22 protein-coding genes, 2 tRNA genes and 1 pseudogene are annotated in these 25,294 nt (G+C 70.4%); 18 read left to right on the top strand and 7 right to left on the bottom strand.

Annotation, left to right across the window (positions count from 1 at the left end; translation table 11 throughout):
* The first annotated feature begins 94 nt into the window (after nucleotides 1-94).
* The 5 genes from ACX114_RS26800 to ACX114_RS26780 all read left to right on the top strand — a co-directional run bounded on the left by ACX114_RS26800 (nucleotide 95) and on the right by ACX114_RS26780 (nucleotide 6,438).
* Entirely contained in the window at nucleotides 95-1,678 is a 1,584-nt protein-coding gene (locus ACX114_RS26800; protein WP_459289059.1) for a hypothetical protein, read from the top strand.
* Nucleotides 1,679-1,723: 45 nt separating this feature from the next.
* Nucleotides 1,724-2,491 (top strand): hypothetical protein, encoded by a 768-nt coding sequence (locus ACX114_RS26795; protein ID WP_459289057.1) that lies wholly within the window; start codon nucleotides 1,724-1,726, stop codon nucleotides 2,489-2,491.
* Nucleotides 2,492-2,622: 131 nt separating this feature from the next.
* Nucleotides 2,623-3,750: a pyruvate dehydrogenase (acetyl-transferring) E1 component subunit alpha gene (gene pdhA, locus ACX114_RS26790; RefSeq protein ID WP_459289055.1), complete on the top strand. Its 1,128-nt coding sequence runs from the start codon at nucleotides 2,623-2,625 to the stop codon at nucleotides 3,748-3,750.
* A gap of 54 nt (nucleotides 3,751-3,804) precedes the next feature.
* Nucleotides 3,805-4,791, top strand: coding sequence for a pyruvate dehydrogenase complex E1 component subunit beta (locus ACX114_RS26785; RefSeq protein WP_459289053.1), 987 nt, complete (start codon nucleotides 3,805-3,807; stop codon nucleotides 4,789-4,791).
* Between the two features lie 6 nt (nucleotides 4,792-4,797).
* Nucleotides 4,798-6,438 (top strand): pyruvate dehydrogenase complex dihydrolipoamide acetyltransferase, encoded by a 1,641-nt coding sequence (locus ACX114_RS26780; protein WP_459289051.1) that lies wholly within the window; start codon nucleotides 4,798-4,800, stop codon nucleotides 6,436-6,438.
* A gap of 65 nt (nucleotides 6,439-6,503) precedes the next feature.
* Here ACX114_RS26780 and ACX114_RS26775 read toward each other — a convergent pair whose 3' ends face one another.
* Nucleotides 6,504-6,710 (bottom strand): hypothetical protein, encoded by a 207-nt coding sequence (locus tag ACX114_RS26775; RefSeq protein ID WP_459289049.1) that lies wholly within the window; start codon nucleotides 6,708-6,710, stop codon nucleotides 6,504-6,506.
* 195 nt (nucleotides 6,711-6,905) lie between these two features.
* Here ACX114_RS26775 and ACX114_RS26770 point away from each other — a divergent pair, with 195 nt between their 5' ends.
* Together ACX114_RS26770 and ACX114_RS26765 are read left to right on the top strand one after the other, a co-directional pair.
* Nucleotides 6,906-7,166, top strand: coding sequence for a DUF2795 domain-containing protein (locus tag ACX114_RS26770; protein ID WP_459289047.1), 261 nt, complete (start codon nucleotides 6,906-6,908; stop codon nucleotides 7,164-7,166).
* 138 nt (nucleotides 7,167-7,304) lie between these two features.
* Nucleotides 7,305-8,463: pseudogene (locus ACX114_RS26765) on the top strand (sensor histidine kinase).
* Here ACX114_RS26765 and ACX114_RS26760 read toward each other — a convergent pair.
* Nucleotides 8,441-9,010, bottom strand: coding sequence for a hypothetical protein (locus tag ACX114_RS26760; RefSeq protein ID WP_459289045.1), 570 nt, complete (start codon nucleotides 9,008-9,010; stop codon nucleotides 8,441-8,443). The pseudogene ACX114_RS26765 and the gene ACX114_RS26760 sit on opposite strands and share 23 nt — an antisense overlap.
* 72 nt (nucleotides 9,011-9,082) lie before the next feature.
* Here ACX114_RS26760 and ACX114_RS26755 point away from each other — a divergent pair, with 72 nt between their 5' ends.
* The gene (locus ACX114_RS26755) at nucleotides 9,083-10,051 is read left to right on the top strand and encodes a response regulator (RefSeq protein ID WP_459289043.1); all 969 of its coding nucleotides are present in this window, start codon (nucleotides 9,083-9,085) and stop codon (nucleotides 10,049-10,051) included.
* 136 nt (nucleotides 10,052-10,187) lie between these two features.
* On the opposite strand, the gene ACX114_RS26750 is transcribed toward ACX114_RS26755, so the two are convergent.
* The 4 genes from ACX114_RS26750 to gltX form a co-directional block, all read right to left on the bottom strand.
* Nucleotides 10,188-10,259, bottom strand: a tRNA-Glu gene (locus tag ACX114_RS26750).
* Nucleotides 10,260-10,340: 81 nt separating this feature from the next.
* Nucleotides 10,341-10,411: transfer RNA gene (locus tag ACX114_RS26745), tRNA-Gln, on the bottom strand.
* 61 nt (nucleotides 10,412-10,472) lie between these two features.
* Nucleotides 10,473-10,883, bottom strand: a complete 411-nt coding sequence (locus ACX114_RS26740; protein WP_014398160.1) for a hypothetical protein — start codon at nucleotides 10,881-10,883, stop codon at nucleotides 10,473-10,475.
* A gap of 46 nt (nucleotides 10,884-10,929) precedes the next feature.
* A complete protein-coding gene (gltX, locus tag ACX114_RS26735) occupies nucleotides 10,930-12,381 on the bottom strand; it encodes a glutamate--tRNA ligase (RefSeq protein ID WP_459289041.1) in 1,452 nt (483 codons plus the stop codon).
* An 88-nt stretch (nucleotides 12,382-12,469) separates the two neighbouring features.
* Here gltX and ACX114_RS26730 point away from each other — a divergent pair, with 88 nt between their 5' ends.
* Genes ACX114_RS26730 through ACX114_RS26715 form a run of 4 tightly spaced genes read left to right on the top strand, consistent with a single transcriptional unit; the run spans nucleotide 12,470 to nucleotide 15,642 of the window.
* On the top strand, nucleotides 12,470-13,051 hold the full coding sequence (locus tag ACX114_RS26730; RefSeq protein WP_459289039.1) for a hypothetical protein: 582 nt from the start codon (nucleotides 12,470-12,472) through the stop codon (nucleotides 13,049-13,051).
* Nucleotides 13,051-13,950: a myxosortase-dependent metalloprotease, MXAN_2677/MXAN_2678 family gene (locus ACX114_RS26725; protein ID WP_459289038.1), complete on the top strand. Its 900-nt coding sequence runs from the start codon at nucleotides 13,051-13,053 to the stop codon at nucleotides 13,948-13,950. The genes ACX114_RS26730 and ACX114_RS26725 overlap by 1 nt, the downstream gene beginning before the upstream one ends.
* Nucleotides 13,947-14,912: a myxosortase-dependent metalloprotease, MXAN_2677/MXAN_2678 family gene (locus tag ACX114_RS26720; protein ID WP_459289036.1), complete on the top strand. Its 966-nt coding sequence runs from the start codon at nucleotides 13,947-13,949 to the stop codon at nucleotides 14,910-14,912. Before ACX114_RS26725 ends, ACX114_RS26720 begins: the two co-directional genes overlap by 4 nt.
* A 10-nt stretch (nucleotides 14,913-14,922) precedes the next feature.
* Nucleotides 14,923-15,642 (top strand): HAD family hydrolase, encoded by a 720-nt coding sequence (locus ACX114_RS26715; RefSeq protein WP_459289034.1) that lies wholly within the window; start codon nucleotides 14,923-14,925, stop codon nucleotides 15,640-15,642.
* Here ACX114_RS26715 and ACX114_RS26710 read toward each other — a convergent pair.
* On the bottom strand, nucleotides 15,639-17,702 hold the full coding sequence (locus tag ACX114_RS26710; RefSeq protein ID WP_459289032.1) for a TonB family protein: 2,064 nt from the start codon (nucleotides 17,700-17,702) through the stop codon (nucleotides 15,639-15,641). The two genes, ACX114_RS26715 and ACX114_RS26710, sit on opposite strands and share 4 nt — an antisense overlap.
* Nucleotides 17,703-17,950: 248 nt before the next feature.
* On the opposite strand from ACX114_RS26710, the gene ACX114_RS26705 reads away from it, so the two are divergent.
* The 6 genes from ACX114_RS26705 to ACX114_RS26680 are packed head-to-tail and all read left to right on the top strand — an operon-like array spanning nucleotide 17,951 to nucleotide 25,229.
* Nucleotides 17,951-18,514, top strand: coding sequence for a chemotaxis protein CheW (locus tag ACX114_RS26705; protein ID WP_459289030.1), 564 nt, complete (start codon nucleotides 17,951-17,953; stop codon nucleotides 18,512-18,514).
* The gene (locus ACX114_RS26700; protein WP_459289028.1) at nucleotides 18,511-20,013 is read left to right on the top strand and encodes a CheR family methyltransferase; all 1,503 of its coding nucleotides are present in this window, start codon (nucleotides 18,511-18,513) and stop codon (nucleotides 20,011-20,013) included. Before ACX114_RS26705 ends, ACX114_RS26700 begins: the two co-directional genes overlap by 4 nt.
* A 39-nt stretch (nucleotides 20,014-20,052) precedes the next feature.
* Complete coding sequence (locus ACX114_RS26695; RefSeq protein ID WP_459289026.1) at nucleotides 20,053-21,660, top strand: methyl-accepting chemotaxis protein; 1,608 nt, start codon at nucleotides 20,053-20,055, stop codon at nucleotides 21,658-21,660.
* Nucleotides 21,657-22,070: a response regulator gene (locus tag ACX114_RS26690; RefSeq protein WP_014398150.1), complete on the top strand. Its 414-nt coding sequence runs from the start codon at nucleotides 21,657-21,659 to the stop codon at nucleotides 22,068-22,070. The genes ACX114_RS26695 and ACX114_RS26690 overlap by 4 nt, the downstream gene beginning before the upstream one ends.
* A gap of 11 nt (nucleotides 22,071-22,081) precedes the next feature.
* Nucleotides 22,082-22,663: a chemotaxis protein CheW gene (locus ACX114_RS26685; protein WP_206792399.1), complete on the top strand. Its 582-nt coding sequence runs from the start codon at nucleotides 22,082-22,084 to the stop codon at nucleotides 22,661-22,663.
* Nucleotides 22,664-22,679: 16 nt separating this feature from the next.
* A complete protein-coding gene (locus tag ACX114_RS26680) occupies nucleotides 22,680-25,229 on the top strand; it encodes a hybrid sensor histidine kinase/response regulator (protein WP_459289024.1) in 2,550 nt (849 codons plus the stop codon).
* The last annotated feature ends 65 nt before the right edge of the window (nucleotides 25,230-25,294 follow it).

Raw genomic sequence — 25,294 nt, 5'->3', positions numbered from 1 at the left:
CGGGAGTGCGTCCGGGTGTGCCGCCCCGGACGCTTTTCCATCCTTTGGTGAGGGTGGCTCCCGTGTGACAGACCTGTGACATAGACTGGAGTTTGTGTCCCAGGTCCCTGAAGCGCTCCACAGCCGGTTCGACGTCCACGACCGCAAGCAGTTCGAGATCAAGCTCGAGTACCAGCCCACGGGCGCGGACGAGACGCGCTATCTGGTGGAGGCCTACCTCTTCCTGCCGTCGAGCCTGAACATCGACGCGGAGACGTACCCGCGCGCGGACTTCTACGCGGACATCCACAACTACGTGCGCTTCAAGACGCCGGTGATGGGGCTGGGAGAGCTCCTGTCGTCGGAGGGCTCGCCGCTGGTGAAGCTGGAGGCGTGGCAGCGCGCGGGCGTGGCGCCGGAGTCGGACGTCGTCTACCAGGCGAAGCTCTTCTCGTGCGTGCTGCGCGGCGCGCTGCGCCGGTTCGCCACCACGGTGGAGACGCGCTGTGACGCGAAGACCGGCGAGGCGGGGAGGGTGGACCTGGAGGCGGTGGTGCGGCAGGCGGGGGACTCCGTGCCCGTGGTGCTGGAGCGCTTCCGCGCGTGGCTGCGCGCCACCGGCGAGGCGAAGCTCCAGGAGAAGACGCGCGCGTCGCTGCGGCTGGTGGACGAGTACGTGAGCCTGCTGGTGGAGCAGTTCTTCCGCCGCGCGGTCGCGGACATGGACTCGCTGCCGCGCACGGGGCCGTGGCTGCCCTTGCGCAAGGGGCTGATGGAGGCGGTGCTGCGCGAGGAGTCCTACCGCAAGGAGCACCGGCTGCGCTCCGTGTTGAGCCCCACGGGGGACAACGAGGAGTACATGCAGCGGCTGGGCTTCCTGAAGAAGTTCTGCATGAACGTGCTCTTCCTGTCCTCGCGCCGCCGTCAGCGCCGGCAGGGCTGGGAGGAGGTGCTGTTCGCCATCGCGGCGGGCGTGGCCATGGCCTTCGCCACGTCGGTGGCGCTCTGGGCGCAGGTCCGCTACACGCAGGTGAGCCTCAACTTCTTCCTGGTGGCCGTGGTCGGCTACATGATGAAGGACCGCATCAAGGAAGGGCTGCGGCGCATGTTCAGCCGCGTGGCCGCCACGCACCTGTACGACCGCACCACGGACCTGGTGGACCCCGTCACCGCGCGCGCCATCGGCACGTGCGAGGAGCGCGTGGACTACGGCGCGGCGGTGAAGGTGCCGCAGGCGGTGTCGTCGCTGCGGCTGCAGGACGACTTCCTCACCGTGTCCCAGGGCGAGCTGTCGGAAGCAGTGATCCGCTACCAGAAGCGCATCGTGCTGGACGCGCGCCTGTTGCCCCGCTCCGAGCGTGGCCTCACGGGCGTCACGGACATCCTCCGGCTGAACGTGGGGCGCTTCCTGCGCGACATGGACGAGCCGGAGTTCGCGCTGGAGTACGTGGACCTGGGGGACTTCTCCGTGGGCCACATCCGGGGCGCGAAGCGCTACCCGGTGGACCTGGTCTTCCGCTTCACGGTGATGGAGGACGGCGTGCGTCATGAATCCGCGCAGCTGGTCCGCCTGGTATTGGACCGCAACGGCATCCAGCGCATGCAGAACTTCGTCCGGGCCCCCGAGGTCCTGGCGGAGGGCTCGGAGCCCGCGGGGTCGGTGCCCATCCAGCCGGCCGCGTGGCGCCAGGGCGCGTGATTTGATGGCCAGCCCCGCGCCGGGGGCATGTATCTTCCGGCGTCCATGGCATTTGAAGATCTCAAGCAGCGCGTGCGGCCGGACTGGCGCGAGGCACTCCGGAGCATCCTGGAGAAGGCCCGCTCGCTCGGCCCCCAGGCGGTCCTGGCGTTCGACCTGGACTCCACCCTCTTCGACAACCGGCCCCGCCAGGCGCGCATCCTGCGCGAGTACGGTGACGCCCGGTCCCTGCACCTGCTCTCCGCGTGCGAGCCGCGCCACTGGGACACCGGCTGGGACATGCGCGCCGCCATGCGCGCGTGCGGCATGGAGGACGCGGAGGTGGAGCAGCGCTACGCGGACGCGCGCGCCTTCTGGCAGGAGCGCTTCTTCACGAGCGCCTACTGCGTCTCCGATGAGGCGATTGAAGGGGCGGCCGCCTTCACGCAGGCGGTGGCCGCCACCGGCGCGCAGGTCGTCTACCTGACGGGCCGTCATGAAGCGATGCGTGAAGGCACCGTGTCATGCCTTGAGCGCTGCGGGATGGTGACGCCCCCCGGCGCGGACGGGCGCGTGCACCTCATCATGAAGCCCACGCTCGCGGAGAACGACGACGCCTTCAAGCGCGAGGCGCACGCGCGCCTGGGCCGCATGGGCACCGTGGTGGCCGCGTTCGACAATGAACCCACGCACGCCAATGACTACCGTCACCGCTTCCCGGAGGCGACGGTCATCCACCTGGCCACGGACCACTCGGGACGGGCCGTGGAATTGAAGGATGGCATCGTGTCGGTGCCGCATTTCTCCATGGAGGACGTGACGCACCGCGCCTGAAAGAAAGGCGTGATGGACGACGGTTTCTGAAAGGCTTTGGAAGTCCCATGGCCGCGCGCTAAGAGGCGCACGGCGTTCGCCGCCCTTCCCCCTCGGGTCTTCAGGGGCGGCCCAGACGGAGGCATGCCGCGGTGGCCAGCGCGTACTCGAAGGACCTGTTGTTGACGATGTACCGGAAGATGTACCTCCTGCGCCGCTTCGAGGAGCGGGCCGGCCAGCAGTACACGCTGGGGAAGATCGCCGGCTTCTGCCACCTCTACATCGGCCAGGAGGCCGTGGCGGTGGGCTGCAACGAGGCCATCCGCCCGGATGACTACATGCTGTCCGCCTACCGCGACCACGGCCAGCCGCTGGCGCGTGGCAGCGACGCCGGGATGGTCATGGCGGAGCTGTTCGGCCGGGGCTCCGGCTACAGCAAGGGCAAGGGCGGCTCGATGCACATCTTCGACATCGAGCACCACTTCTACGGCGGCTACGGCATCGTCGGCGGGCAGATCCCGCTCGCGGCGGGCATGGCCTTCGCCAGCCGCTACCGCAATGAAGACCGCGTCACGGTGTGCTTCTTCGGCGACGCGGCCGCCAACCAGGGCTCGTTCCACGAGACCTTCAACATGGCGCAGAAGTGGAAGCTGCCGGTCATCTACATCTGCGAGAACAACCGCTACGGCATGGGCACGGCCATCGCGCGCACGTCCGCGGTGCCGGAGATCCACAAGCGCGCCTCCGCGTACGGCATGCGCGGTGAGGCGGTGGACGGCATGGACGTCCTCAAGATGTACGAGGCGGTGAAGGACGCCGCCGAATACTGCCGCGCGGGCAAGGGCCCCGTGCTGATGGAGGCGAACACGTACCGCTTCCGCGGCCACTCGATGGCGGACCCGGCGAACTACCGCACCAAGCAGGAGGTGGAGGACGAGCGCAAGAACGACCCCATCCCGAAGCTGCGCGAGTTCGCGATGAAGCAGGGCTTCAAGCTCACCGACGCGGACTTCGAGGCCATCGAGGAGGAGGAGAAGCGCGCGGTGGACGCGGCGGTGAAGTTCGCCGACGAGTCGCCCGAGCCCAGCCTGGACGAGCTGTGGCGCGACACCATCGTGGAGCCGGGCGAGGAGGACGTGCGCCCGCGCGAGCGCGTGCTGGGTGTGAAGGTCACCAACTGGCCGAAGTACCCGTCGGGCCAGGAGCTGAAGGTGACCTGGGACCTGGAGCCCCGCGCCGAGGCCGAGCAGGCGGACAAGAAGGCGGGCCTGAGCCGCTAGCGCTCACGTCCTCCCAAGCCACTACCCTTTCGAGATTCGAGTTCGGAGCCGACGATGCCCGAGTTGATGTATCGCGAAGCGTTGAACCAGGCGCTCGCCGAGGAGATGGAGCGCGACGCCAATGTGTTCCTCATTGGCGAGGAAGTGGGCCGCTACAACGGCGCGTTCAAGGTGTCCCAGGGACTGCTGGACAAGTTCGGCAGCGCGCGCATCATCGACGCGCCCATCAGCGAGCTGGGCTTCACGGGCCTCTCCGTGGGCGCGGCGGCGGTGGGCCTGCGTCCGGTGGTGGAGATGATGACCTGGAACTTCGCCATCCTGGCGATGGACCAGATCGTCAACAACGCCGCCAAGCTGCGCCACATGAGCGGCGGCCAGCTGCGCTGCCCCATCGTGTTCCGCGGCCCGGGCGGCGCGGGCGGCCGGCTCTCCAGCCAGCACAGCCAGGCGCTGGAGGCCAACTACGCGCACTTCCCCGGCCTGAAGGTGATTGCCCCGGCGACCCCGGCGGACGCCAAGGGCATGCTCAAGAGCGCCATCCGGGACGAGAACCCGGTGGTCATGTTCGAGGGCGAGCGCCTCTACGCCATCAAGGGCGAGGTGCCGGAAGGCGAGCACGTCGTTCCGCTGGGCAAGGCGGACGTGAAGCGTGAGGGCACGGACGTCACGCTGATCACCTGGAGCCGGATGTACTACTTCTGCATGGAGGCCGCGGAGGCCCTGGCGAAGGAAGGCATCAGCGTGGAGGTGCTGGACCTGCGCACCCTGCGCCCCCTGGACGAGGAGGCCATCCTCGCGAGCGTGCGCAAGACGAACCGCGCGGTCATCTGTGAAGAGGGCTGGGTGCTGGCCGGTGTCGGCGCGTCCGTGGTGGACATCATCCAGTCCAAGGCGTTCGACGACCTGGACGCGCCGGTCGTGCGCGTCACCGGGTTGGATGTGAACATGTCCTATGCGGCGAACCTGGAGAACGCGACCCAGCCGGACGCGACCAAGATCATCGCCGCCATCAAGCAGGTCCTCTACCGCGAGGGAGCCTGAACGCGTATGGCGACGCCCATCCAGATGCCCAGCCTTTCCCCGACGATGAAGGAGGGGAAGATCGTCAAATGGCTGAAGAAGGTGGGAGACAAGATCTCCTCCGGAGACGCCATCGCCGAGGTGGAGACGGACAAGTCCAACCTCGAGGTGGAAGCCTTCGACGACGGCTACCTCATTGAAATCGCCGTGCCCGAGGGCGAGGTCGCCACGGTGGGTTCGCCCATCGGCTTCCTCGGCGCCAAGGGTGAGAAGGCCACGGGCGGGGCTGCTGCTGCCCCCGCGCCGCAGAAGACGGAGGCCCCCAAGGCCGCCGCTCCCGCCGCCGCCCCGAAGCCTCCCGAGCAGGCCCCGGCTCCCGCCGCCAGCGGCGCGGGCGAGGGGATTGCCATCCTGATGCCCAGCCTCTCCCCGACGATGACGGAGGGGAAGATCGTCAAGTGGCTGAAGAAGGAGGGGGACAAGGTCTCCTCCGGGGACGCCATCGCCGAGGTGGAGACGGACAAGTCCAACCTCGAGGTGGAGGCGTACGACGACGGCACGCTCGCGCGCATCACGGTGCAGGCGGGTGACATGGCCAAGGTCGGCGCGCCCATCGCGTTCCTCACGCCCAAGGGTGCCAAGGCCGGGGCCTCCGCTCCGGCGGCCGCGCCCCAGGCTCCGGCCGCTCCCAAGGCTCCCGCCGCCGCGGCTCCGTCCGCGCCCGCCGGGGGACAGGTCGTTCCGCTGCGCCGCGAGCCCCAGGCTCCGGCAGCCGGTGGTGGCGGCCGGCTGCGCGCCAGCCCGCTGGCGAAGCGCATGGCCCAGGAGCGCGGGCTGGACATCAGCCAGGTGCGCGGCACCGGCCCGCTGGGCCGCGTGGTGAAGCGCGACGTGGAGCAGGCGCTGGGCCAGGGCCTGGCGAAGGCTCCTGCTCAGGCGCCCGCGGCGAAGAAGGCCGCGCAGCCGGAGGTTCGCGCCTTCGGTACGCGTCCGGAGCCGCAGTCGGTGCCCATGTCCTCCATGCGCAAGGTCATTGGCCAGCGCATGTCGGAAGTGAAGCCCGGCGTGCCGCACTTCTACCTCACGGTGGAGGTGGAGATGGACGCCGCGGTGAAGATCCGCGAGGAGGCCAAGGCGCTGGACCTCAAGGTGTCCGTCAACGACATCATCGTGAAGGCGGCGGCCATCGCGCTGCGGCGTTCACCGAAGATGAACGTGTCGCTCCAGGGCGACCAGGTGCTGCACTACGGCACCGTGGACGTGGGCATCGCCGTCGCCATCGAGGACGGGCTGATCACGCCCATCATCCGCGACGCGGACCTCAAGGGCCTGCAGGCCATCTCCGCCGAGTCCCGCGACATGGCGGAGCGCGCCCGCAAGCGCGCCCTGAAGCCGGCCGAGTACAACGGCGGCTCGCTCACGGTGAGCAACCTGGGCATGTACGGCATCGACCAGTTCATCGCCGTCATCAACCCGCCCCAGTCCGCCATCATCGCGGTGGGCGCCGTGGCGGAGAAGGCCGTGGTGCGTGACGGCCAGCTGGCGATTCGCAAGATGATGACGGTGACGCTGTCGGGTGACCACCGCGTCATCGACGGGGCCACCGGCGCGGAGTACCTCCGCGAGCTGAAGGGGCTGCTGGAGCACCCCTCGCGGCTGCTGTTCTAGCGGTCGAGCGGTCCGCCGGCTTCCGCCCCCGTGTGACACACACGGGGGCGGAGCAGGGCTTGGGGCTACTCCCGCGTCGGCTCGTCCTTCTCGACGTCCTTCTCCAGCTTGCGCTGGGCTTCCGTCACGTCCGCCTGTTCCGCGCGGCGCGTGCCCGTCTCCAGGTCCTCCTCGTGCTCCTGGCTGCGGCCCTGGATGCCGGGCCACGGCTCCGGACGCGTCGCTTCCACGTGCTTCACTGGCTTCACGTCCTCGTTCTTCTTGTTCGCCATGGTGCGTTACTCCTCCCCGGAGTCGGGGGCGTGGGTAGGACTTCCGTGGCGGTACGGTGGGATGCCCGCGCTGGCGCGGCCACCCGGTGGGATGGAGGGGCAGAGCGCCCGCCTGCCTGACTCCCTTCGGACGGCGAAAAAAGGTCGGCAGGCGGCGCGGTTCGCTGCTTAACTTCTCACTCAATGAACGACGACATGACTCGCGAGCGCCTGGGACTTGGACTGCGGGAGGTGGAGCCGTCACCGGCCCCCCTGACTCCGGCGGTGTCCCTGGCGCACTCGCTGCAGCAGGCGCTGCGCGGCGCGGTGTATCCGCTCACCGCGGAGCAGTTGGTCTGGGTCGCGCGCGAGAACGAGGCGCCCTCCCACGTGGTGTCGCTCCTGGGCTCGCTGCCGCGGGGCCGTTTCCCGTCGGTGGACACGGTGGCCCTCGCGCTCGGAAACCCCTCCGTCTGAGGGGCGGAGTGCTGTTTCGCGCCGTTCGCTTTCGGCCTGGGTACAAGGTACCCCCAGGCGCGCGGTCGGACGTGCGCGTTATCTTCGGCGCGACCAGCCTGTCTTCCGGATGAGGAAGCCATGGTCTGGAGGAGCTCCATGAACGCCTCGGACCTGCCCGCCGTGCTGTACGTGGACGACGATGCCCTCAACCTGAGGGTGTTCGACGCCAACTTCGGGCAGCGGTTTCGCATCTTCCGGTGCTCGTCCCCCAACGGAGGCCCTGGCGCTGTTGGAGCAGCGGCGCGCGGAGATTGGCGTGGTGCTGTCCGACCAGCGCATGCCGGGGATGACGGGCGTGGAGCTGCTGGAGCGCGCCCGCACCATCGCGCCGGACGCCCGGCGCATGCTGGTGACGGCGTACGCGGACATGCAGGCCGTCATCGACGCGGTGAACCGCGGCCAGGTGACGCGCTACTTCGTCAAGCCGTGGGACCGCGCGGAGCTGCTGGCGGCGCTGGAGGACGCGCTCAAGATTGCCCGGCTGGAGCTGCGCATCCGCGAAGTGGAAGGCCGGATGATGAAGTCCGAGCGTCTGGCCACGCTGGGGCAGGTGACGGCGGGCATCGCGCACGAGCTGATGGGCCCGGTGGGCTACCTCACGCAGAACGTGTCGTCGCTCCAGCGCGACATGGAGCGGGTGGTGCAGTACGTGTCGCGGCACCTGGCCACGGATCCGGACGCGGAGGTGTCCTCCACCATCGAGGACCTGCCGTCGCTCATCAAGGACCTGTCCGAGGGCGCCACCCACCTGCGCGGGGTGGCGCTGGGCCTGCGCGCCCAGGCGCGCGGCGAGGACATGGAGGCCACCGCGGACGTGGCGGAGGTCGTCTCCTTCGCGGTGAAGCTGGCGCGAGCGGAGGTGCGCGACCGGGCGCGGCTCACCAGCAACGGCGAGCCCATCCGCATCGTCTTCGGGCCGGTGAAGCTGTGCCAGGTGCTGCTCAACCTCATCGTCAACGCGGCGCAGGCCATGGAGGGCACGGGCCGTCCGGGCCGCATCGACGTGCGGTGGGCGGCGCGCGACGAGGACGTGGTGCTGACCGTGTCGGACAACGGCTGCGGCATCCCCGTGGCGCTTCAGGAGAAGGTGTTCCAGCCGCTGTTCACCACGAAGCCCGTGGGCATCGGCACGGGGCTGGGCCTGTCCATCTGCCGCGAGCTGGTGATGCAGTTCGGCGGTCAGCTGCGCCTGTCGTCCACGCCGGGCGAGGGCACCGAAATCGAGCTCATCTTCAAGCGAGCCCCGCTCCCTTGAGCCCGAACGCGTTGTGCAAGAGGCGCCACACCCGGTAGAGGGTGTCGCTCTCCTGCGGCCGCACGTTCCGCACGAGGAGTGCGCGTTGGGGCGCGGTTTCCGGGCCGTACTCCACCACCAGTGCGTATCCGCCCTTCGGAGGCTGGACGATGTGCACCGCGCGCACGTCGTCGAAGGGGAACACCTCCGTGCGCGCCGCGCCCGGGGCCCACGCGAGCGTCTCCAGCCGCAGTGACTCCGTCTTGAAGTGCAGCACGAAGCGCCGCCTGCGCAGCCGCGCCTCCGCCACCAGCGCGCCGCCCACCAGGGCCCCCGCCAGCACGAGCAGCAGGGTCGCGGTGCCCGGCGTCCGGGCCTTGTCCAGGACGAGCAGCAGCCCCACCCCCGTGCACACGGCGGCCAGGGCCACGAGGAGCGTGGGCAACAGCCGCAGCGTCCAGGGCGGCGGCAGGGATTCCCCCACCAGCCGGCCCCCGTCGTAGAACAGCCGCACGTCGCCCAGCCGCGGTGGCACGCGGTTCTCCCGCAGCGCGTCTTCGAAGCTCACCGGGAGAGCATAGTGGTCGCGCCTGTTTCCCACCCTCGAAGTTGGACGAGAGCTGTGCGATCCTCCCAATTCATGGATCTCCCGTTCGAGACCGGTGAAGGTGAAGGGGAAGGGCGGGGGACGCTCGCCTCGAAGGTGCTGCTGGTGGATGACGAGCCGGTGGTGCTCGACATCTGCGTGCGCCTGTTGGGGCGGGAGGCGGACCTCATCGTCTCCCCCGTGGGCAGCGCGGAGGAGGCGCTCGTCCTCTTGAAGGACCAGCGCTTCGACGTGCTGGTGACGGACAAGAACCTGCCCGGCATGGGCGGGGTGGAGCTGATCGCGGAAGCGCGGCGGATGCAGCCCGCGCTGGAGGCGGTGATGATCACCGCCTACGCCAGCTCCGAGTCCGTCATCGCCGCGTTCGCCGCCGGCGCCAGCGACTACATCGTGAAGCCCTTCGATGATTTGCGCGTGCTGCGCGCCAAGGTGCGCGCCGCGCTGGAGCGCCGCTCGGAGCGCGTGCGCACGCGCGACGGTGCCCGGGAGATGGCCCGGCAGGCGGCGGCGCTGCTGGACGCGGGCCGGGACGCCCCGGAGCCGGCGCATGAAGCGCTGGAGACGGAGCTGCGCAACTACGAGCAGGCGGTGCGCCTGGGCCACACCGGCAACGTCGCGGTGGTGGGCAGCGCCGAGGCCGTGAAGGTGCTGCGCGACGCGTCCTTCGAGGTGGTGGAGCTGCCGCCGTACTCGCCCCAACTGGAGAGCGCGGACGTGGTGGTGGTGGAGACGGGAGACCCGCAGTGGCACACGCTGGCGGAGCGCCTCCAGGGCCGCTCCCCGGACGTGGTGCTCCTGGCCGGCGCGGACGCCGACCTGAGCGACCTCTTGGAGGCCATCACCCTGCGCATGGACCTGGTGGGCTACGGCCAGTCCAACGCCGCCCGCGTCCTGCCGGAGAAGGTGCGCATGCTGCTGATGCGCCGGGGCATCCAGCGCGCCCAGCAGCGGCTCACCGCCGCGCTGGACACCTTCCGCCAGAGCATCGCGACGCCGAACTGAGCTGAATCCTCCGGGCCGCGTCCAGAAACCCGGGCGCGGCACCACCGGAGGCGTGGCCGGAAGAGGGCAGGGCGCAGCACCCGTGGCCCGCAAAGCGAAACGCCCACCTTCGTTTCCGAAGGTGGGCGTTTCTGAGTGACCCTGCCGGGATTCGAACCCGAGTTTGAGCCGTGAGAGGGCTCCGTCCTAACCACTAGACGACAGGGCCGGCTTGCTTCCCTACAACCGCTTCGTTTCTGCTGCTGCTTCCTACATTCTCCGTTTTGCTTCGTCAACCGGAGATTTTCAGCTGGGGAACTAGGATTCGAACCTAGATAAGCAGAGTCAGAGTCTGCTGTCCTGCCGTTAGACGATTCCCCAAGGCGCTGCGTGCTGCGTTGTTGCGGGCGCTTCTACTACCGACTTCTGCTGCTGACTTCAACTACTTCGTTTTCCTGACCGGCTTGCCTTCGTTCTTCTTCGCCGGCTTCGCCGCCCCCTGCAGCGGGACGACGTAGATGCGAACCTCTTCGTTCGCTTCGTAAATATTCAGCCCCTCGAAGTTCTTCCCGGAGGGGTTGGAGATGTGCACAGCCTTGACGCCCGGCTGGTTGACGATCGACCGCCTCGGGTAGCTCGAGGTCGGGTAGACGTTCTTGTAGTAGTCGAGCGTCGCTTCGAAGTCTCGCGAAGCCCGGTACCTGTTCTCGCCCACCTTCTGGGCACCATCCGGAATCTGCGCGCCGTTCACCAGCTCGGCGCCGGAAGCCGTTGCCCAGAGGGCCAGCAGCACCGCCCCGAGCGGGCGCGCCTTATAGAAATGCGGTCTCAGGCTGTCAAGCGGTCGCGTCATCGCCGGCCAAGATAGGGCCCGGCGATGCCCGCGTCCACCGTCAATCTCACGTCGCGCGAGCGAGCGCCGCGTCGATGCGCTTGAGGGCTTCCTCGCGCCCCACGAGCAGCAGCGTCTCCCCGATGCCGGGGCTGGTGGTGTTGCCGGTGATGGCCACGCGGATGGGCTGGGCCACCTTGCCCATGCCCACCTGGGCGGCCTCGCTCACCGTCTTCACCACGCCGTCCAGCGGCTCCACCGTCCAGGCGGGCAGCGCGGCCAGCTTCTCCCGGGCCTGGCGCAGCAGGTTGAGCGAGTCCCCGCTCAGGTGCTTGGCGGCGGCCTTCTCATCCAGGGTGACGCCGCTCTTGAAGTAGATGGACGCGGTGTTCGCCATCTCCTCCAGGGTGCGCGAGCGCTCGCGCAGCGCGACCACCAGCGGCTCCAGGCGAGCATCGCCCTTCGCCTGGAAGCCGCGGGCCTCCAGGAAGGGGATGAGCCGCTCCGCGACCACGGCCGGGGGCAAGAGCTTGAACCACTGCTGGTTGAGCCACTGGAGCTTCTCCGGGTTCCACACGCCGGAGGTGCTGCCCACGCCGTCGAAGTCGAACCACTCCACCATCTGCTCGCGGCTGATGACCTCGTCGTTGCCGTGGCTCCAGCCCAGGCGGATGACGAAGTTGAGCAGGGCCTCCGGCATGATGCCCGTGCGCTTGTGCAGCATCACGTCCGCTTCCGGATGCTTGCGCTTGGAGAGCTTCTCGCGGTCCGGCCCCAGGATGAGCGGCAGGTGCGCGAACTCCGGCGGGGTCCACCCCAGCGCCTGGTAGAGCATCAGCTGCGGGAAGGTGGAGTTGACGTGCTCCTGGCCGCGCGACACCAGGGTGATGTCCATCAGGTGGTCGTCGATGACGCAGCCGTAGTTGTAGAGCGGGATGCCGTCCGCCCGCATCATCACCCAGTCATCCAGGTCCGAGTACGCCTTGGTGATGGTGCCCAGCACCTTGTCGTTGAACGACACGGTGCCCTCGCCGGAGGGCATGCGGAAGCGGATGACGGCGTCCTCCAGCTTCTTGCCGGGGGGCGGGGCCTTCAGGTCGTGGCAGGTGCCCTCGTACTTGTAGGACCCCTGGCCCTTCTCCTTCTCCACGGCCTCGCGGCGCTGGGCAATCTCCTCGCGGGTGCAGTAGCACCGGAAGGCCTTTCCTTCCGCGATGAGCTGGTCCGCGTGCTTGCGGTACGTGTCCAGGCGCTGGGTCTGGAAGTAGGGACCGTACTTCGGGTCCTCCTTGCCGGGGCCCTCGTCCCAGTCCAGGCCCAGCCAGTTGAGGCCATCCAGGATGGCCTGGACGGACTCGGGCGTGGAGCGCTCCTGGTCCGTATCTTCCATGCGCAGGATGAAGGTTCCGCCGTAGCGCTTCGCGTAGAGGTAGTTGAAGAGCGCGGTACGGGCGCCTCCGATGTGGAGGTATCCAGTAGGTGACGGAGCGAAGCGGACGCGGGGTTTTGACGGAGCCATGAGCAGGCGCGCGATAGCAGGACGGGTGCACGAGGGTCAACGCAAGCCGCCCGCTTGGGGTTAGGCTGCGCGGCCAAGGAGACTATCCATGTCGATTCGACACGCGGTTCGCACGGTGGTGCTGGCCACCCTGCTCGGAGGGCTGCCGGTGGGGGCCACCACGATGCTGCGGACGGACCTGCCGCAGATGGCGCAGACGTCCGACGCGGTGGTGCAGGGCGTCGTCCGGCGCGTCCAGAGCCGCTGGAGCGGGGACAAGCGCCGCATCGTCACCGACGTGGAGATCCAGGTGACGGAGGCCCTCAAGGGGCAGACCGGCGGCACGGTGATCGTCACCCAGCCGGGAGGCCGGGTGGGGGACATCGGGCAGGTGGTGGGGGGCCTGGCGTCCTTCTCCGAGGGCGAGGAGGTCGTCGTCTTCCTGGAGAAGCGCGGCGCGTCCGCGTTCCAGCTGTCCGGCATGGCGCAGGGCAAGTACCAGGTGAAGCGCACCGGACCGGGCGCGATGGCGGTGCCGGCGTCCACCGGGGACGCGGTGCTGATTGATCCGAAGACGCGCCAGGAGACGGAGTCCAACGCCAAGACGGTGACGCTGGAGGAACTGAAGGCCTCCGTGCGCGCGGCGGTGCAGGCGCAGCAGGCGGCGCCCGCGAAGAAGGGGGCGAAGTGATGGGCGCGCTCGCGTCGTTCGTGGTGCTGGCGGCGGTGATGGGACAGAGCTCCGCGCCGTACGTGCGCAGCCGCGTGTCCCCCGGGGATGAGACCACGCAGTGCCTGTACTGGACGCAGTCCAAGGTCACCTGGCAGCAGAGCACCGTGGGCAATCCGAAGGTGACGAACCACACGGAGTTCGACGCCATCACCCGCTCGTTCCAGAGCTGGCAGGACATCTTCGCCAGCTGCGGCAACCTGACGCTGGCGGAGGGCTCGCGCGTGAACTCGCGCACGGTGGGCTACAGCCGCGAAGGCGACAACATCAACCTCATCCTCTTCCGGGGCCGCGCCTGTCGCGAGGTCGTGGACGCCAACGACGCCTGCTTCACCCAGGACACGTGCGCGAACACGTATGACTGCTGGGATGACAGCGACGGCACCATCGCCATCACGCTCACCACGTACGACGAGCGCACGGGCGTCGTCTACGACTCGGACATCTCCTTCAACGCCGCGCGCTTCAACTTCACCACCGGCAACGGCGGGCCCTGCGGCATCGTGGCCACGCCGGACTGCGTGGACACGGACGTGCAGAACACGGCCACCCATGAGGTGGGCCACTTCGTGGGCCTGGACCACACGCTGGCGACGGGCTCCACCATGAACCCCAGCGCCCCTCCGGGCGAGACGTCCAAGCGCAACATCGACTCCGGTTCGCGCAGCTTTGTGTGCGCCGCGTACCCCAAGGGCAGCGCGAGCCAGCCTTGCTTCCCGGTGACGAACTCCAACGGCAACGGGAGTGGCGATGGCGACGGGGATGGCGACGGCTGCACCGCGGCGGCCGGCGGGCTGGCGGTGCTGCCGCTGTTGGCCGCGGCCTCGCTGCTGGCGCGCCGCCGGAGGAGTGGACGGTGAGCTGTCGCCTGCTGCTCCTGGGAGTGCTGCTGTGCGCGGGAGCGGCGGGCGCGCAGCAGGACTACAAGCGCACGCTCGTGCCGGGCCGGCCGCTGTGCCTGGTGTGGCCGGGGCGTGACTACGTCTACCACCTGGACGCGGCCGGCAGCACGCGCACGCCCGGGGACACGGAGTTCGCCGCCATGGAGGCGGCCTTCGACTCGTGGCGGGCGCTGTCCGCGACGTGCAGCGACTTCCGCTTCATCCGGGGCGAGGACTGGTCGCGCACCGTCGAGATTGGCTACGACGAGGAGCACCCCTTCGACAACTACAACGTCGTCACCTTCCGCGAGCGCAACTGCCAGGACGTCGCCCCTCCCAACGACGAGTGCTGGGAGGATGAGACGTGCGGCAACATCTACCAGTGCTGGGCGCACGGGGGCGCCACCATCGGGCTCACCACGTCGTCGTTCAGCTTCAAGGACGGGCACGTGGTGGACTCGGACATCGAGCTCAACGCGGCGGAGACGGACTACGGCCCCACGTTCCTCTTCACCACCGTGAACGGGCCGCCGTGCTCGGGCATCTCGTCCACCGACTGCGTGGCCACGGACGTGCAGAACACGATGACGCATGAGATTGGCCACGTCGTCGGGCTGGACCATGTCTTCTCCGCGGGCTCCACCATGGAGAACACCGCCGACCAGGGGGAGACCTCCAAGCGCGTCATCGACGCGGGCTCCGCGGCCGGCTTCTGCTCGGCGTATCCGCGCGGCCTGCCGCCCACGCAGTGCCGCATCCCGGAGGACCCGGGCCTGAAGCTCGTGGCGGACGGGAAGGGCACCGGCTGCGGCGCTTCCGCGGGAGGGCCTGGCGTGGCCGCTGTGCTGCTCTGGAGCATGGCGCTCCTGCGCAGGGGCAGGCGTTCAGCGGCCCCCCGGGCTGGCCTCCCCGGCGCTGCCCCGGGCGGAGCGCGCGGTTAGACTCTGTTCCGTGGCCGTCGCCTTCTTCGACCTGGACAGGACGCTGCTCGCCGCCAACTCCGCGTCGCTCTGGGTGCGCCGCGAGCTGGCGCTGGGCCACATCTCCCGCTGGGAGGCCCTGCGCGCCAGCCTGCTGCTCGCCCGGTATCACCTGGGCTTTGTGGCGATGCAGGACGTGCTCCTGCGCGCCACGGCGCTGCTCATGGGCTCCGACGCGAAGGCCCTGGAGGCGCGCTCCGCGGACTTCTACGCGGAGGCCGTGCGCGGGCAGTACCGGCCCGGGGCCCTGGTGGCGCTGGAGGCCCACCGCGAGGCCGGGGACCGGCTGGTGCTCCTGACGTCCTCCTCGGGGTACCTGTCCGACCTGGTGGCGCGCGAGCTGCGCCTGGACGGCGTGCTGTGCAACCGCTTCGAAGTGGACGCCGCGGGGCTGCACACCGGGCGCCCGCTGGGGGCCGTGTGTTTCGGCGAGGGCAAGCGGTTCTACGCGGAGGCCGCGGCGAAGGAGGCGGGCTTTCCGCTGTCCGCGTGCGCCTTCTACACGGACTCGTACTCGGACCTGCCGGTGCTGGAGGTGGTGGGGCGCCCGGTGGTGGTGAACCCGGACCACCGGCTGCGCCGTGAGGCCCGGCGGCGAGGCTGGCCGGTGGTGGACTGGGGCGTGCCTCCTGGAGGCGCCACCCCGTCCGTCCCTCCGTCGCCGCCGCTCGTGCCCTCCACCGGCCCCTAGCGGCGCGGGGAGACGAGCCGCATGGTGAACGTGTAGTCCACGTTCGCCGGGCGGCCCTGGTACTGGATGGGCTTGTAGACGCGCGACTGGAGCGAGTCGAGCACCGCCTTGTCCATGTGCTGCACCATCTTCAGGATGCGGCAGTTCTCCACGCGCCCCTTGTTGGTGATGGTGCAGCGGACCGCCACGAGCCCCTCCGCCTTGATGGCGAGCGCCTCGCGCGTGTAGGCGATGTCCCGGCCCTCCTCGAGCAGCATCGGCCGCTCCATGGCGTCGTTGAAGGGGATGACGGCGTTCGGGTTGACGGGCGCGAGCGCGCCGGTCGTCAGCGACGGCACCGCCAGGCTGCCCGCGGCGCTGACCGGCGTCGCGGCGGACGCGCCCAGCGCGCCCAGCGCCTTGTCCGACGTCGCGGCCGGGACCGCCGCGGGGGCGGTCGGGGCCGTGGCCTGCATCATCACCGGCGCCGCGAGCCCACCCGGCGTCGCCGGGGCCACGTTCTCGAAGTCCTCGGGGGTGGAGGCGCTGGCCAGGTCCACGCGGCTCGGGCGCTCACCGCCGCCCCGGCGCTTGGTCAGCTTCTGGGACAGCACCACCTCACCGGAGCCGCCGGTGATGATGGTCTCCGTCTGGTAGCCCTCCAGCGCGAAGGTCAGCTCCGCGGTGATGCTGCCCTCGCTGCCCAGGGGCAATTCCATCACGAAGGGCGTCACGCCCTTCTCCTTGCCCTTGTAGTAGACGCGCGCGCCGGACGGCTGGCTCATCAGCCGGAAGCGCACCTTGCCCGGCGCGGGCGCCGCCGTGGGGGCCTCCGCCACCGGGGCCTGCGTCGTGGGGGCCGCGGCCTGGGCCGCCGGCTGCGCGGGCTTGTCCTCCGGGCTTGTGCCGCGCAGGAAGAACAGCGTGATGCCCACCAGGCCCGCCACCATCACGCCACCCAGCGCGCCCATCATGAGCGTGCGCTGGCGGGCGCGCTGCACGTCCGCGGGCACCTCCACGCTGATGTCCACCGCGAGCCCACCGTCCGCGGGCTCCGCGTTGCCCACGTTGGCGAACAGCGGGGACGCGTAGGGGCCCGTCGTCGGCGGAGAGGGGTAGGGGCCCGTCGTCGTGGCGCCGCCCAGCCGGCGGAACACGCCGCTGTTGCCGCCCGCGGCCATGTGCGCCTCGCGCAGGCCCTCCAGCAGCTCATCCATCGTCTGGAAGCGCCGCGCCGGGTCCTTCTCCAGACAGCGGCGCACCACCATCTCGATCTCCGGCGGCACCGCGAGATCCGGGCGCACGGACTGGAAGGTGGGGGGCGGCTCCTTGTAGTGGGCGAAGATGAGCTCGATGTGATCGCGCGCGATGAACGGCGGCCGGCCCATCAGCATCTGGAACAGCATGATGCCCAGCGAGTACACGTCGCTGCGCGCGTCCGCGACATTGCGCGCCTGCTCCGGCGCCATGTACTGCGGCGAGCCCAGGAACGTGCCGTTCTGGGTGATTTCGGGGCTGACCGGCCCCTCCTGCTGCGGCGCCACGGACTTCACGAGGCCGAAGTCGAGGACCTTCACCAGGTCCTGATCCGCCTCGTTGAGGATCATGATGTTCGCGGGCTTCAGGTCGCGGTGGACGATGCCCAGCGCGTGCGCTTCACGCAGCGAGCGGCACACCTGCTGCGCCACCGACACCGCGCGTGCCCAGGGAAGGGGACCGGCCTGGCCGAGCACCTGCTGGAGCGTGCGACCCTCCAGGTACTCCATCGCGATGTAATAGATGCCGTCGTCCGTCTGCCCGTAGTCGATGACGGTGACGGTGTTCGGGTGCCGCAGCTTCGACGTCAGGGACGCCTCGCGCAGGAAGCGCTTCTGGAAGCCGGGGTCGCGGCTGCTCGGGAAGTTGGGGTTCAGCACCTTGAGTGCGACCACCCGCTCCAGCGGTGCTTGCAGGGCGCGGTACACCTTGCCCATTCCACCCACGCCCAGGGGCTCCAGAATGCTGAAGCGGCCGTTCAACGTCCGGCCGATGAGCGGATCCGTTCCCGGGGCCTCAGGGCTCGGGGAATCGCTCTTGATCATTCGTGTCCCCTAGAAGCTGCGTGCAACATGGTTTCTCCGGCAAAAGCAGCGCATCCGTATCCAAGCACAACTCGCCGGTGCGGCGCACGCCAAGGGGGTCCGGAATCCACCACGTCGGGGCAAGCGCGACCCCGGTCGCAGGGGGGGATGTGAGTCGCGACCTTCGGGTAAGCCCGCATTGCGTTGGGCAGGGCTCCCGGATTACGGTTTTTCTTCCTGCCCGCCATCCGGTGGGCCGAGTTCTTCAGATGGCCGAAACCCCCAGAGTCCCCGTTCCTCCGCAGGCGCGCCGGCTCTCCGTGCAACAGCGCCTGAGCGCGCTGGAGGCGGAGCAGAACCAGCTGCGCCAGGAGCTCGTCTCCTTGCAGGGAGAGGTCCGCCTGCCGGGCCTCTATCTGACCGTGGAGGCAGGCGGCACGACCGCGCTCGTGCCCGCGAAGCAGGTGCAGGAGGTGGTGCGGTTGGTGGCGTTGGATCCGCTGCCCGGCGCGCCGGTGCACGTGTCCGGTTCATTCGTCTATCGCGGCAGTCCGGCGGTGGTGGTGGACGTGGCGCGCATGATGGGCGTCAAGCGCACGCCCGACCTGGACTCGCTGCTGGTGGTGATCGACGCGGGCCGCATGGTGGCGCTGCTGGTGGACCGGGTGAAGGACCTGGTGGAGACGCCGGTGCTGGTGGACGGCTCGCAGGGCGGCGAGGAGAAGCTGCCCTGGGACGGCACCGGGCTGATGGCCGGGCTGTGCCGCACGCCGGAAGGCCTGCGCCCGCTGCTGCGCACGAACGCGCTGCTGAACGGCACGGAGGGGCTGTGAGCGAAGGGCTTCTCGATGACGCAACGCTCGCGAAGGTCGAGGAGGTGCTCCAGGGCGCCTGCGGCCTGACGCTCGCGAGCAGCCTGCGTCGCTCGCTGGAGCCCGCGCTGTCCCGCGCGGCGCTGACGCGCAACCTGTCCGAGGCGGCCTTCCTGCGTCAGTTGCTCATCCGCGAGCCGACGGCGGTGGAGGCGTTCATCGAGCACGCCGTCATCGGCGAGACCTACTTCTTCCGCCACCCGGAGCACCTGCGCGCGCTGGCCTCGCGGGCGAAGGCGCACCAGGGCGGCCCGTTCCACGTCTGGAGCGCGGGCTGCGCGAGCGGCGAGGAGCCCTACAGCATCGCCATGGCGCTGATGGCCGCGGGGCTGGGCAATGGCGGGCGCTTCCGCGTGCTGGCGACGGACGTGTCCGGCCGGGCCCTGCAGCGCGCGAAGGCCGGCGTGTACAGCCCGTGGTCGCTGCGGCGCATCGAGCCGGACCTGGAGAAGCGCTTCCTGGTGCCGCACCCGGCCGCGTCGGGGAACGACACGCAGCACACCGTCTCCCCGGAGGTCGTGCGCACGGTGGACTTCCGCCGCCACAACCTGGCCACGGACGCGGTGCCGTCCCTGGGCTTCCACGCCATCTTCTGCCGCAACGTCCTCATCTACTTCACGCCGGAGCTGGTGCGCGCGGTGCTGAGCCGGCTGGTGAGCGCGCTCGCGCCGGGCGGGCTGCTCTTCGTGTCGCCCGCGGAGGTGCCGCTCACCAACGGGATGGGGCTGGAGACGCTGGACGTGGATGGCACGCCCGTCCTGCGCATGCCCCTGGAGCAGCCGTGGACCTCGGGCGAGTCCGCGACCGTGGCCCCGCGTCGTGACGCGCCCTCGGCCTTCACCGCCGCCGCGCTCGGCCGGACGACGCCGGTGCCGGGCAGCCTGCGGCTGGAGCCCCGTAGCCACACGCCGGCGCCGGGCAGCCTGCGGGTGGAGCCCCTCCGTCCCACCCCCGCGCCCATGCCGGCCTACTCGCCGCGCGCGACCCCGCGGACGCCCGCGCCGGAGACTCCGCGCGCCCAGGCCGCCACGCCGGCGGCTCGCGCGGCCCAGGACGCGGGCCTGCTGACGCGGGCGCTGGAAGCGGCGCACGCGGGCCAGTTCGAGGAGGCGGAGGCGCTGGCGCGCGAGGCGGCGCGGGCGCTGTCCCCGGAGGCGTACCTGCTCCTGGCGATGGTGGCCGAATCGCGCAACGACCTGGACGCGGCGGTGGAGGCGGTGCGCAAGGCGTTGTACCTGGAGCCGCAGCTGGCGCTGGGACATGCGACGCTGGTGGCGCTCTACAGCCGCCTGGACCGGCGCGAGGACGCGGAGCGCGCGCGGCAGAACGCGCTGCGAGCGCTGGATGGATTGGATGACGAGCACCCGCTGCGAGGCGTGGAGACGACGATGACGGCGGGAGGCCTGCGGCAGGCGCTGGCCCCCCGTCCTTCGCAGATGGGCTGGCAGGGCGCGCGCTGAAGCCATGGAGCGCGCCGGTACACGTGAGGTGGGGACAACGTGGAAGCGAAAGGTTTGAAGGTGGCGTCGCCTCAAGGGGCGGATTCGACCAGGCTCAGCCTGCGGACGAAGATCCTCGGGGGCACGGGCATCTTCGGCATCGTGCTGGTCGGCATCCTGACCTTCGCGTTCTGGATGCAGATGAGCGACGGCCTGCTGGATGAGCTCACCAAGCGCTCGCGCGCGGTGGGCATTGGCATGGCGTTCAGCGTGGCCGCGTCCGCGGCGGCGAACGACGCGGCGATGCTCCAACTGGGCACCGACGCGGCCCTCAAGAGCGTGCCGGACATCGCGTACATCGTGATCCGCGACGCGAGCGGCAAGGTGCTGGCGCGCTCCGCGGGCGAGCAGTTCTCGACCGCCGCCGCCGTGGAGCCCGCGGACGGCGACGGGGTGGTGGACCGACTGCTGACGGCCGGCACGCTGCCCGTGGTGGAGACGACGGCGCCCATCCTCTTCGGCCCGCCGGGCGGCACGCCCAAGCGCGTGGGCACCGTGCAGCTGGCGCTGGACCGCGAGGCGCTGGCTGAGTCGCTGTCCTCCAGCACCTGGCGCACCGCGGGCCTGGGCCTGCTGGTGCTGGTGCTGGGCCTGCTGGCCGCGGCCGGCATGGCCAGCCTCTTCATCGTGCCGCTGGAGCGGCTGGCCCGCGCGGCGGTGGGCATCGCCGCGGGGGACCTGCGCCAGCAGATCGACACCACCGGCACGGACGAGATTGGCGAGCTGGCGCGCAGTTTCGCCACCATGGCGGACGCGCTGGTGCACCTGCTGCACGACCTGCGCGGCGCGGCCACGGACCTGGAGCACGAGGCCGCGGGCGTGCTGGCCACGTCCACGCAGCAGTCCGCGATGGCGCACCAGCAGGCGTCCGCCATCAACGAGACCAGCACCACGGTGGCGGAGATCGCCCAGACCTCCAAGCAGGCCACGTCCTACGCGGACGCCGTGATTGCCCAGACCCAGAAGTCGGAGTCGCTCAGCGCCCAGGGACAGAAGGTCGTCACGGAGAGCGTGGAGGGCATGGAGAAGCTGGGCGAGCAGGTGAAGGCCATTGCCCTGTCCATCACCGACCTGAACGAGCGCACGCTGCAGATCAGCGACATCATCGGGCAGGTGAAGGACGTGGCGGAGCAGTCCAACCTCCTGGCCCTCAACGCCTCCATCGAGGCGGCGAAGGCGGGCGAGCACGGCCGCGGCTTCGCCGTGGTCGCCACGGAGATGCGCACGCTGGCGGAGCAGTCCCGCATGGCGGCCGAGCAGGTGCGCGTGCTCCTGGGCGAGGTGCAGAAGGGCACCCGCGTGGCCGTCACCACGACGGACGAGGGCAGCAGGCGCGCCCAGGCGGCGATGGAGCTTGCGCGCGGCGCGGGCTCCACCATCCTGGGCCTGTCGGAGGTCATCCGCGAGTCGTCCGGGGCGGCGCGGCAGATCGCGGGCAACACGCGGCAGCAGACCATTGGCGTGGAGCAGATCGCCACGGCGATGGGCGAGCTGACGTCCGCCATGAGTGATTCGGTGGAGGGCACCCGGCGCATCGAGCAGGTGGCCGGCAACCTCTCCATCTTGTCGAAGCGCTTCTCTGAACTTGTAGGCAGGTACCAGCTATGAACAGCAACGTGACGGGTGGGGCACGCAAGGCGGCGAAGGTGCTCATCGTGGAGGACACGAAGACCATCACCAACCTCCTGCAGGTCTACCTGATGGGGTGGGGGCTGGACTTCCTGGACGCGCCCAACGGCGCGGTGGGGCTGAAGCGGGCGCGCGAGCAGAAGCCGGACCTCATCATCTCCGACGTGCAGATGCCGGAGATGGACGGCTTCGCGCTGTGCGCGGCCATCCGGGGCGACCCGAAGCTGCACGACACGCCCTTCATGCTGCTCACGTCGCTGAAGGACGACGCGAGCCGCCAGAAGGGGAAGCTCGTCGGCGCGAGCGCGTTCCTCAACAAGCCGGTGTCCGTGGACGACCTGCGCTCCAAGGTGCGGGACATCCTCAAGCTGCCGGCCACGAAGTACTGATACGCCCGCCCATGTCCAACGAAGACCGCAAGCTCCTGCCCATCGACTTCGACGAGCTGAAGGCCTCGCTCGACGCGGCCCAGATGCTGCTTGAAGGCGCCACGGTGGTGAGCGCCCACAGGCGGCGCGAGGTGCTGCACCAGCGCGCGGTGGCGCTGGCCAACTCGCGCCACGAGACGCGCCAGGAGGTCGTCACGGTGCTCGCCTTCCACGTGGGCGGCGAGCGCTACGCGGTGAAGATCGACTACGTGGACCACGTGCTGGAGTCGCGCGGGATGTGCTCGCTGCCCGGGGCGCCGCGCCACGTGCTGGGGGCGCTCTTGTCGCGCTCGCGCATCGTGCCGGTGCTGGACCTGCGGCAGTTGCTGGGGCTGGAGGGCGGGGGCATGTCCGACCTGAGCAAGGTCGTGGTGGTGGAAGTGGAGGACGAGGCGTTCGGGCTGGCGGCGGAGGTCGTGGACGGACGGCTGGAGTTGCCGCGCGCGGAGCTGTCCCAGCCGCCGCCGGGGCCGTTCCTGTTCCTGACGTCGGACCGGCTCACGGTGCTGGACCTCACACAGCTGGGCAACCCGGCGGCCGCACGGCGCGGCTAGAGGGGACTGGGGTTTCATGGATCCGCAGTTGCTGCGCAGCATCTGGCCGGTGTTCGCCGCGGAGACGCGCGAGCAGATTCAGGCCATCGGGTCGAAGGTGCTGGGGCTGGAGCAGCCGGCCAGCGCCCGCGACGCGGACCTGCTGCCGTCGCTCAAGCGCGTGGTGCACAGCCTCAAGGGCTCCGCGGCGAGCCTGGGGCTGGACGACATCGAACGCATTGTCCACGCCATCGAGGACGGGCTGTCCCACGTCGACGTGGATCAGCCCATCTCCCGGAGCGCCGTGGAGGCGATGCTCCGGGGCCTGTCCGCCATCGAGAACGCCCTCAACCGGGGCGACGCGGGTGAACAGCCCGTGGTGGACGGCGTGGCCTCGCTGCTCAAGGCCCTGGGCCACGAGGAGCCGGCCGCCCCTGGCTCCGACGACGCCGCCATCAACGGCCCGTTGGGCGAGGACGGGCTGAAGGCGCTGGTGGCGCTGGAGAACGCGCTGAGCACGCTGGTGTCCCCCAAGGTGGAGGACCGGGCGGGCGCGGTGCGCGCGGCGGTGGACCAGGCACACGCCCTGCGCCAGAGCGCGGAGGCCGTCCAGGCGGACGCGGTGGCGTCCCTGGCGGAGGCCGCGGCGCTGGGCTTCACGCGCATGGAGGAGGGCGGGGACGCGGCGGGACAGGCGGCGTCCGAGGTCGCGGGCGCGCTGGTGGACCTGCGCATGGCGCTGAGCGTGGCGGAGGACGCGGACCCGGTCCGGGAGCCCGAGCCCGCGAAGCCGGCCCTGGCGGCTCCCACGGCGAAGCCCGCGGCGAAGGCGAGCACGCCGGCTCCCGAGGGCCGCGCCGGGACGGTGGACCGCGCGGTGCGCGTGTCGGTGAAGACGCTGGACTCGCTGGCGCTCCAGGTGGAGCACCTGGTGTCCGGGCGGTCGCAGCAGGGCCGGCGCACGGAGGGCTTCCGGTCGCTGACGGATCAGGCGCACGAGGTGCTGTTGCACCTGGAGCGCGCCGCGTCGCAGTTGGCCATGTCCGGTGGCGGGCCCGCGTTGGAGCCGCTGCGCACGGGCGTGGGCCTGATGCGCACGATGCAGAAGCGCCTCCTGGAGCAGGCGAAGGAAGCGCACCGAGACGGTGAGCAGCAGGCGCTCATCGGGCAGGTCATCCGCGACGACCTGCGCGACCTGCGCATGGTGCCGGCCTCGCAGGTGCTGGAGCCCTTGCGGCGCACGGTGCGCGAGACGGCTTCGCGGCTGGGCAAGGAGGTCGCGCTGGAGCTGGGCGGCACCGACGTGCGGCTCGACCGGCGCATCGTGGACGCGCTGAAGGATCCGCTGGTGCACCTGGTGCGCAACGCCATCGACCACGGGCTGGAGATGCCCGCGGTGCGCAAGGCGGCGGGCAAGCCGGAGACGGGCCGGCTGGTGGTGCGGGTGGAGGCGCGGGGCACGCGCATCGGCGTCATCGTGGAGGATGACGGCGCGGGCCTGGATCCGGTGCGCGTGCGCGCGACGGCGGTGCGCCGGGGCCTGATGAACCAGGAGGCGGCGGACAAGCTGTCGGACGCGCAGGCCGCGCGGCTCATCTTCCAGCCGGGCTTCTCCACGCGCGACGAGGTGACGTCCACCTCGGGCCGCGGCGTGGGCCTGGACGTGGTGCTGGCCACCGCGCAGCGGCTTCAGGGCAGCGCGGACGTGGAGTACACGCCCGGCAAGGGCACGCGCTTCATCGTGGACCTGCCGCTGACGCTGGCGGCGGCGCTGGGCCTGCTGGTGCGCACCGGCACCACCGTCACCGCGATCCCCTCCGACACCGTGAAGCGCGTGCTGCGGCTGGACGCGGACGACGTGGGCACGGTGGCGGGGCGCGTGGTGGCGCGGCTGGACGGCGAGCAGCTCACGTTCCTGTCGCTCTCGGAGGCCATCGGCCTGCCGCGCATGCCGCTCGCGCTGGAGTCGGGTCGGCGGCAGACGGCGGTGCTCCTGTCCCTGGGCGAGGACCGCGTGCTGTACGCCATCGACGAGGTGGTGGGGCAGCAGGAGCTGGTGGTCCGCTCCCTGGGCAAGCACCTGCGGGACGTCACGCACCTGGCGGGCGCGGCGGTGCTGGACGACGGCCGCGTGGTGCCGGTGCTCAACGCGCCGGAGCTCCTGCGCGCGGCCAAGCCGGACACGCGCACCTCCAGCAGCGAGTCCAAGCTGCCGCGCATCCTGGTGTGCGACGACTCGCTCACCACGCGCTTCGCGATGAAGTCCCTGCTGGAGATCGCCGGCTACCCGGTGGTGACGGCGTCGGACGGCGAGGAGGCGTGGCAGGTGCTGGAGCGCGTCCACTGCCACCTGGTGGTCAGCGACTGGCAGATGCCCCGGCTGGACGGCGTGGGACTGGCGCGGCGGATCAAGGGCCACCCCATGTTCCGGCGCACGCCCATCATCCTGGTCACGTCGCTGGACAGCAACGAGGACCGCGCGGCCGGCCTGGAGGCGGGCGCGGATGGCTACCTGGTCAAGCGCGAGGTGGAGCGCGGCAAGCTCCTGGAGCTCGTGCGCCAGCTGCTGCCCAGCTCCGCGGCCTGAAGCAGGGCAGGGGGCCTGGAGACGACGACGCCCCGTCCTTCGCCTGGAGCGAGGGACAGGGCGTC

Source organism: Corallococcus sp. M7 (assembly GCF_054512695.1).
Note: the sequence above shows the minus strand (reverse complement) of the source record. Positions and strands in the feature narration are given on the sequence as shown.

Coding starts and splice junctions, on each gene's coding strand:
- ACX114_RS26795 (WP_459289057.1), top strand. CDS start 1,724: ATGGCATTTGAAGATCTCAAGCAGCGCGTGCGGCCGGACTGGCGCGAG.
- ACX114_RS26785 (WP_459289053.1), top strand. CDS start 3,805: ATGCCCGAGTTGATGTATCGCGAAGCGTTGAACCAGGCGCTCGCCGAG.
- ACX114_RS26780 (WP_459289051.1), top strand. CDS start 4,798: ATGGCGACGCCCATCCAGATGCCCAGCCTTTCCCCGACGATGAAGGAG.
- ACX114_RS26775 (WP_459289049.1), bottom strand. CDS start 6,710: ATGGCGAACAAGAAGAACGAGGACGTGAAGCCAGTGAAGCACGTGGAA.
- ACX114_RS26770 (WP_459289047.1), top strand. CDS start 6,906: ATGACTCGCGAGCGCCTGGGACTTGGACTGCGGGAGGTGGAGCCGTCA.
- ACX114_RS26755 (WP_459289043.1), top strand. CDS start 9,083: ATGGATCTCCCGTTCGAGACCGGTGAAGGTGAAGGGGAAGGGCGGGGG.
- ACX114_RS26740 (WP_014398160.1), bottom strand. CDS start 10,883: ATGACGCGACCGCTTGACAGCCTGAGACCGCATTTCTATAAGGCGCGC.
- gltX (WP_459289041.1), bottom strand. CDS start 12,381: ATGGCTCCGTCAAAACCCCGCGTCCGCTTCGCTCCGTCACCTACTGGA.
- ACX114_RS26730 (WP_459289039.1), top strand. CDS start 12,470: ATGTCGATTCGACACGCGGTTCGCACGGTGGTGCTGGCCACCCTGCTC.
- ACX114_RS26725 (WP_459289038.1), top strand. CDS start 13,051: ATGGGCGCGCTCGCGTCGTTCGTGGTGCTGGCGGCGGTGATGGGACAG.
- ACX114_RS26710 (WP_459289032.1), bottom strand. CDS start 17,702: ATGATCAAGAGCGATTCCCCGAGCCCTGAGGCCCCGGGAACGGATCCG.
- ACX114_RS26705 (WP_459289030.1), top strand. CDS start 17,951: ATGGCCGAAACCCCCAGAGTCCCCGTTCCTCCGCAGGCGCGCCGGCTC.
- ACX114_RS26690 (WP_014398150.1), top strand. CDS start 21,657: ATGAACAGCAACGTGACGGGTGGGGCACGCAAGGCGGCGAAGGTGCTC.
- ACX114_RS26685 (WP_206792399.1), top strand. CDS start 22,082: ATGTCCAACGAAGACCGCAAGCTCCTGCCCATCGACTTCGACGAGCTG.
- ACX114_RS26680 (WP_459289024.1), top strand. CDS start 22,680: ATGGATCCGCAGTTGCTGCGCAGCATCTGGCCGGTGTTCGCCGCGGAG.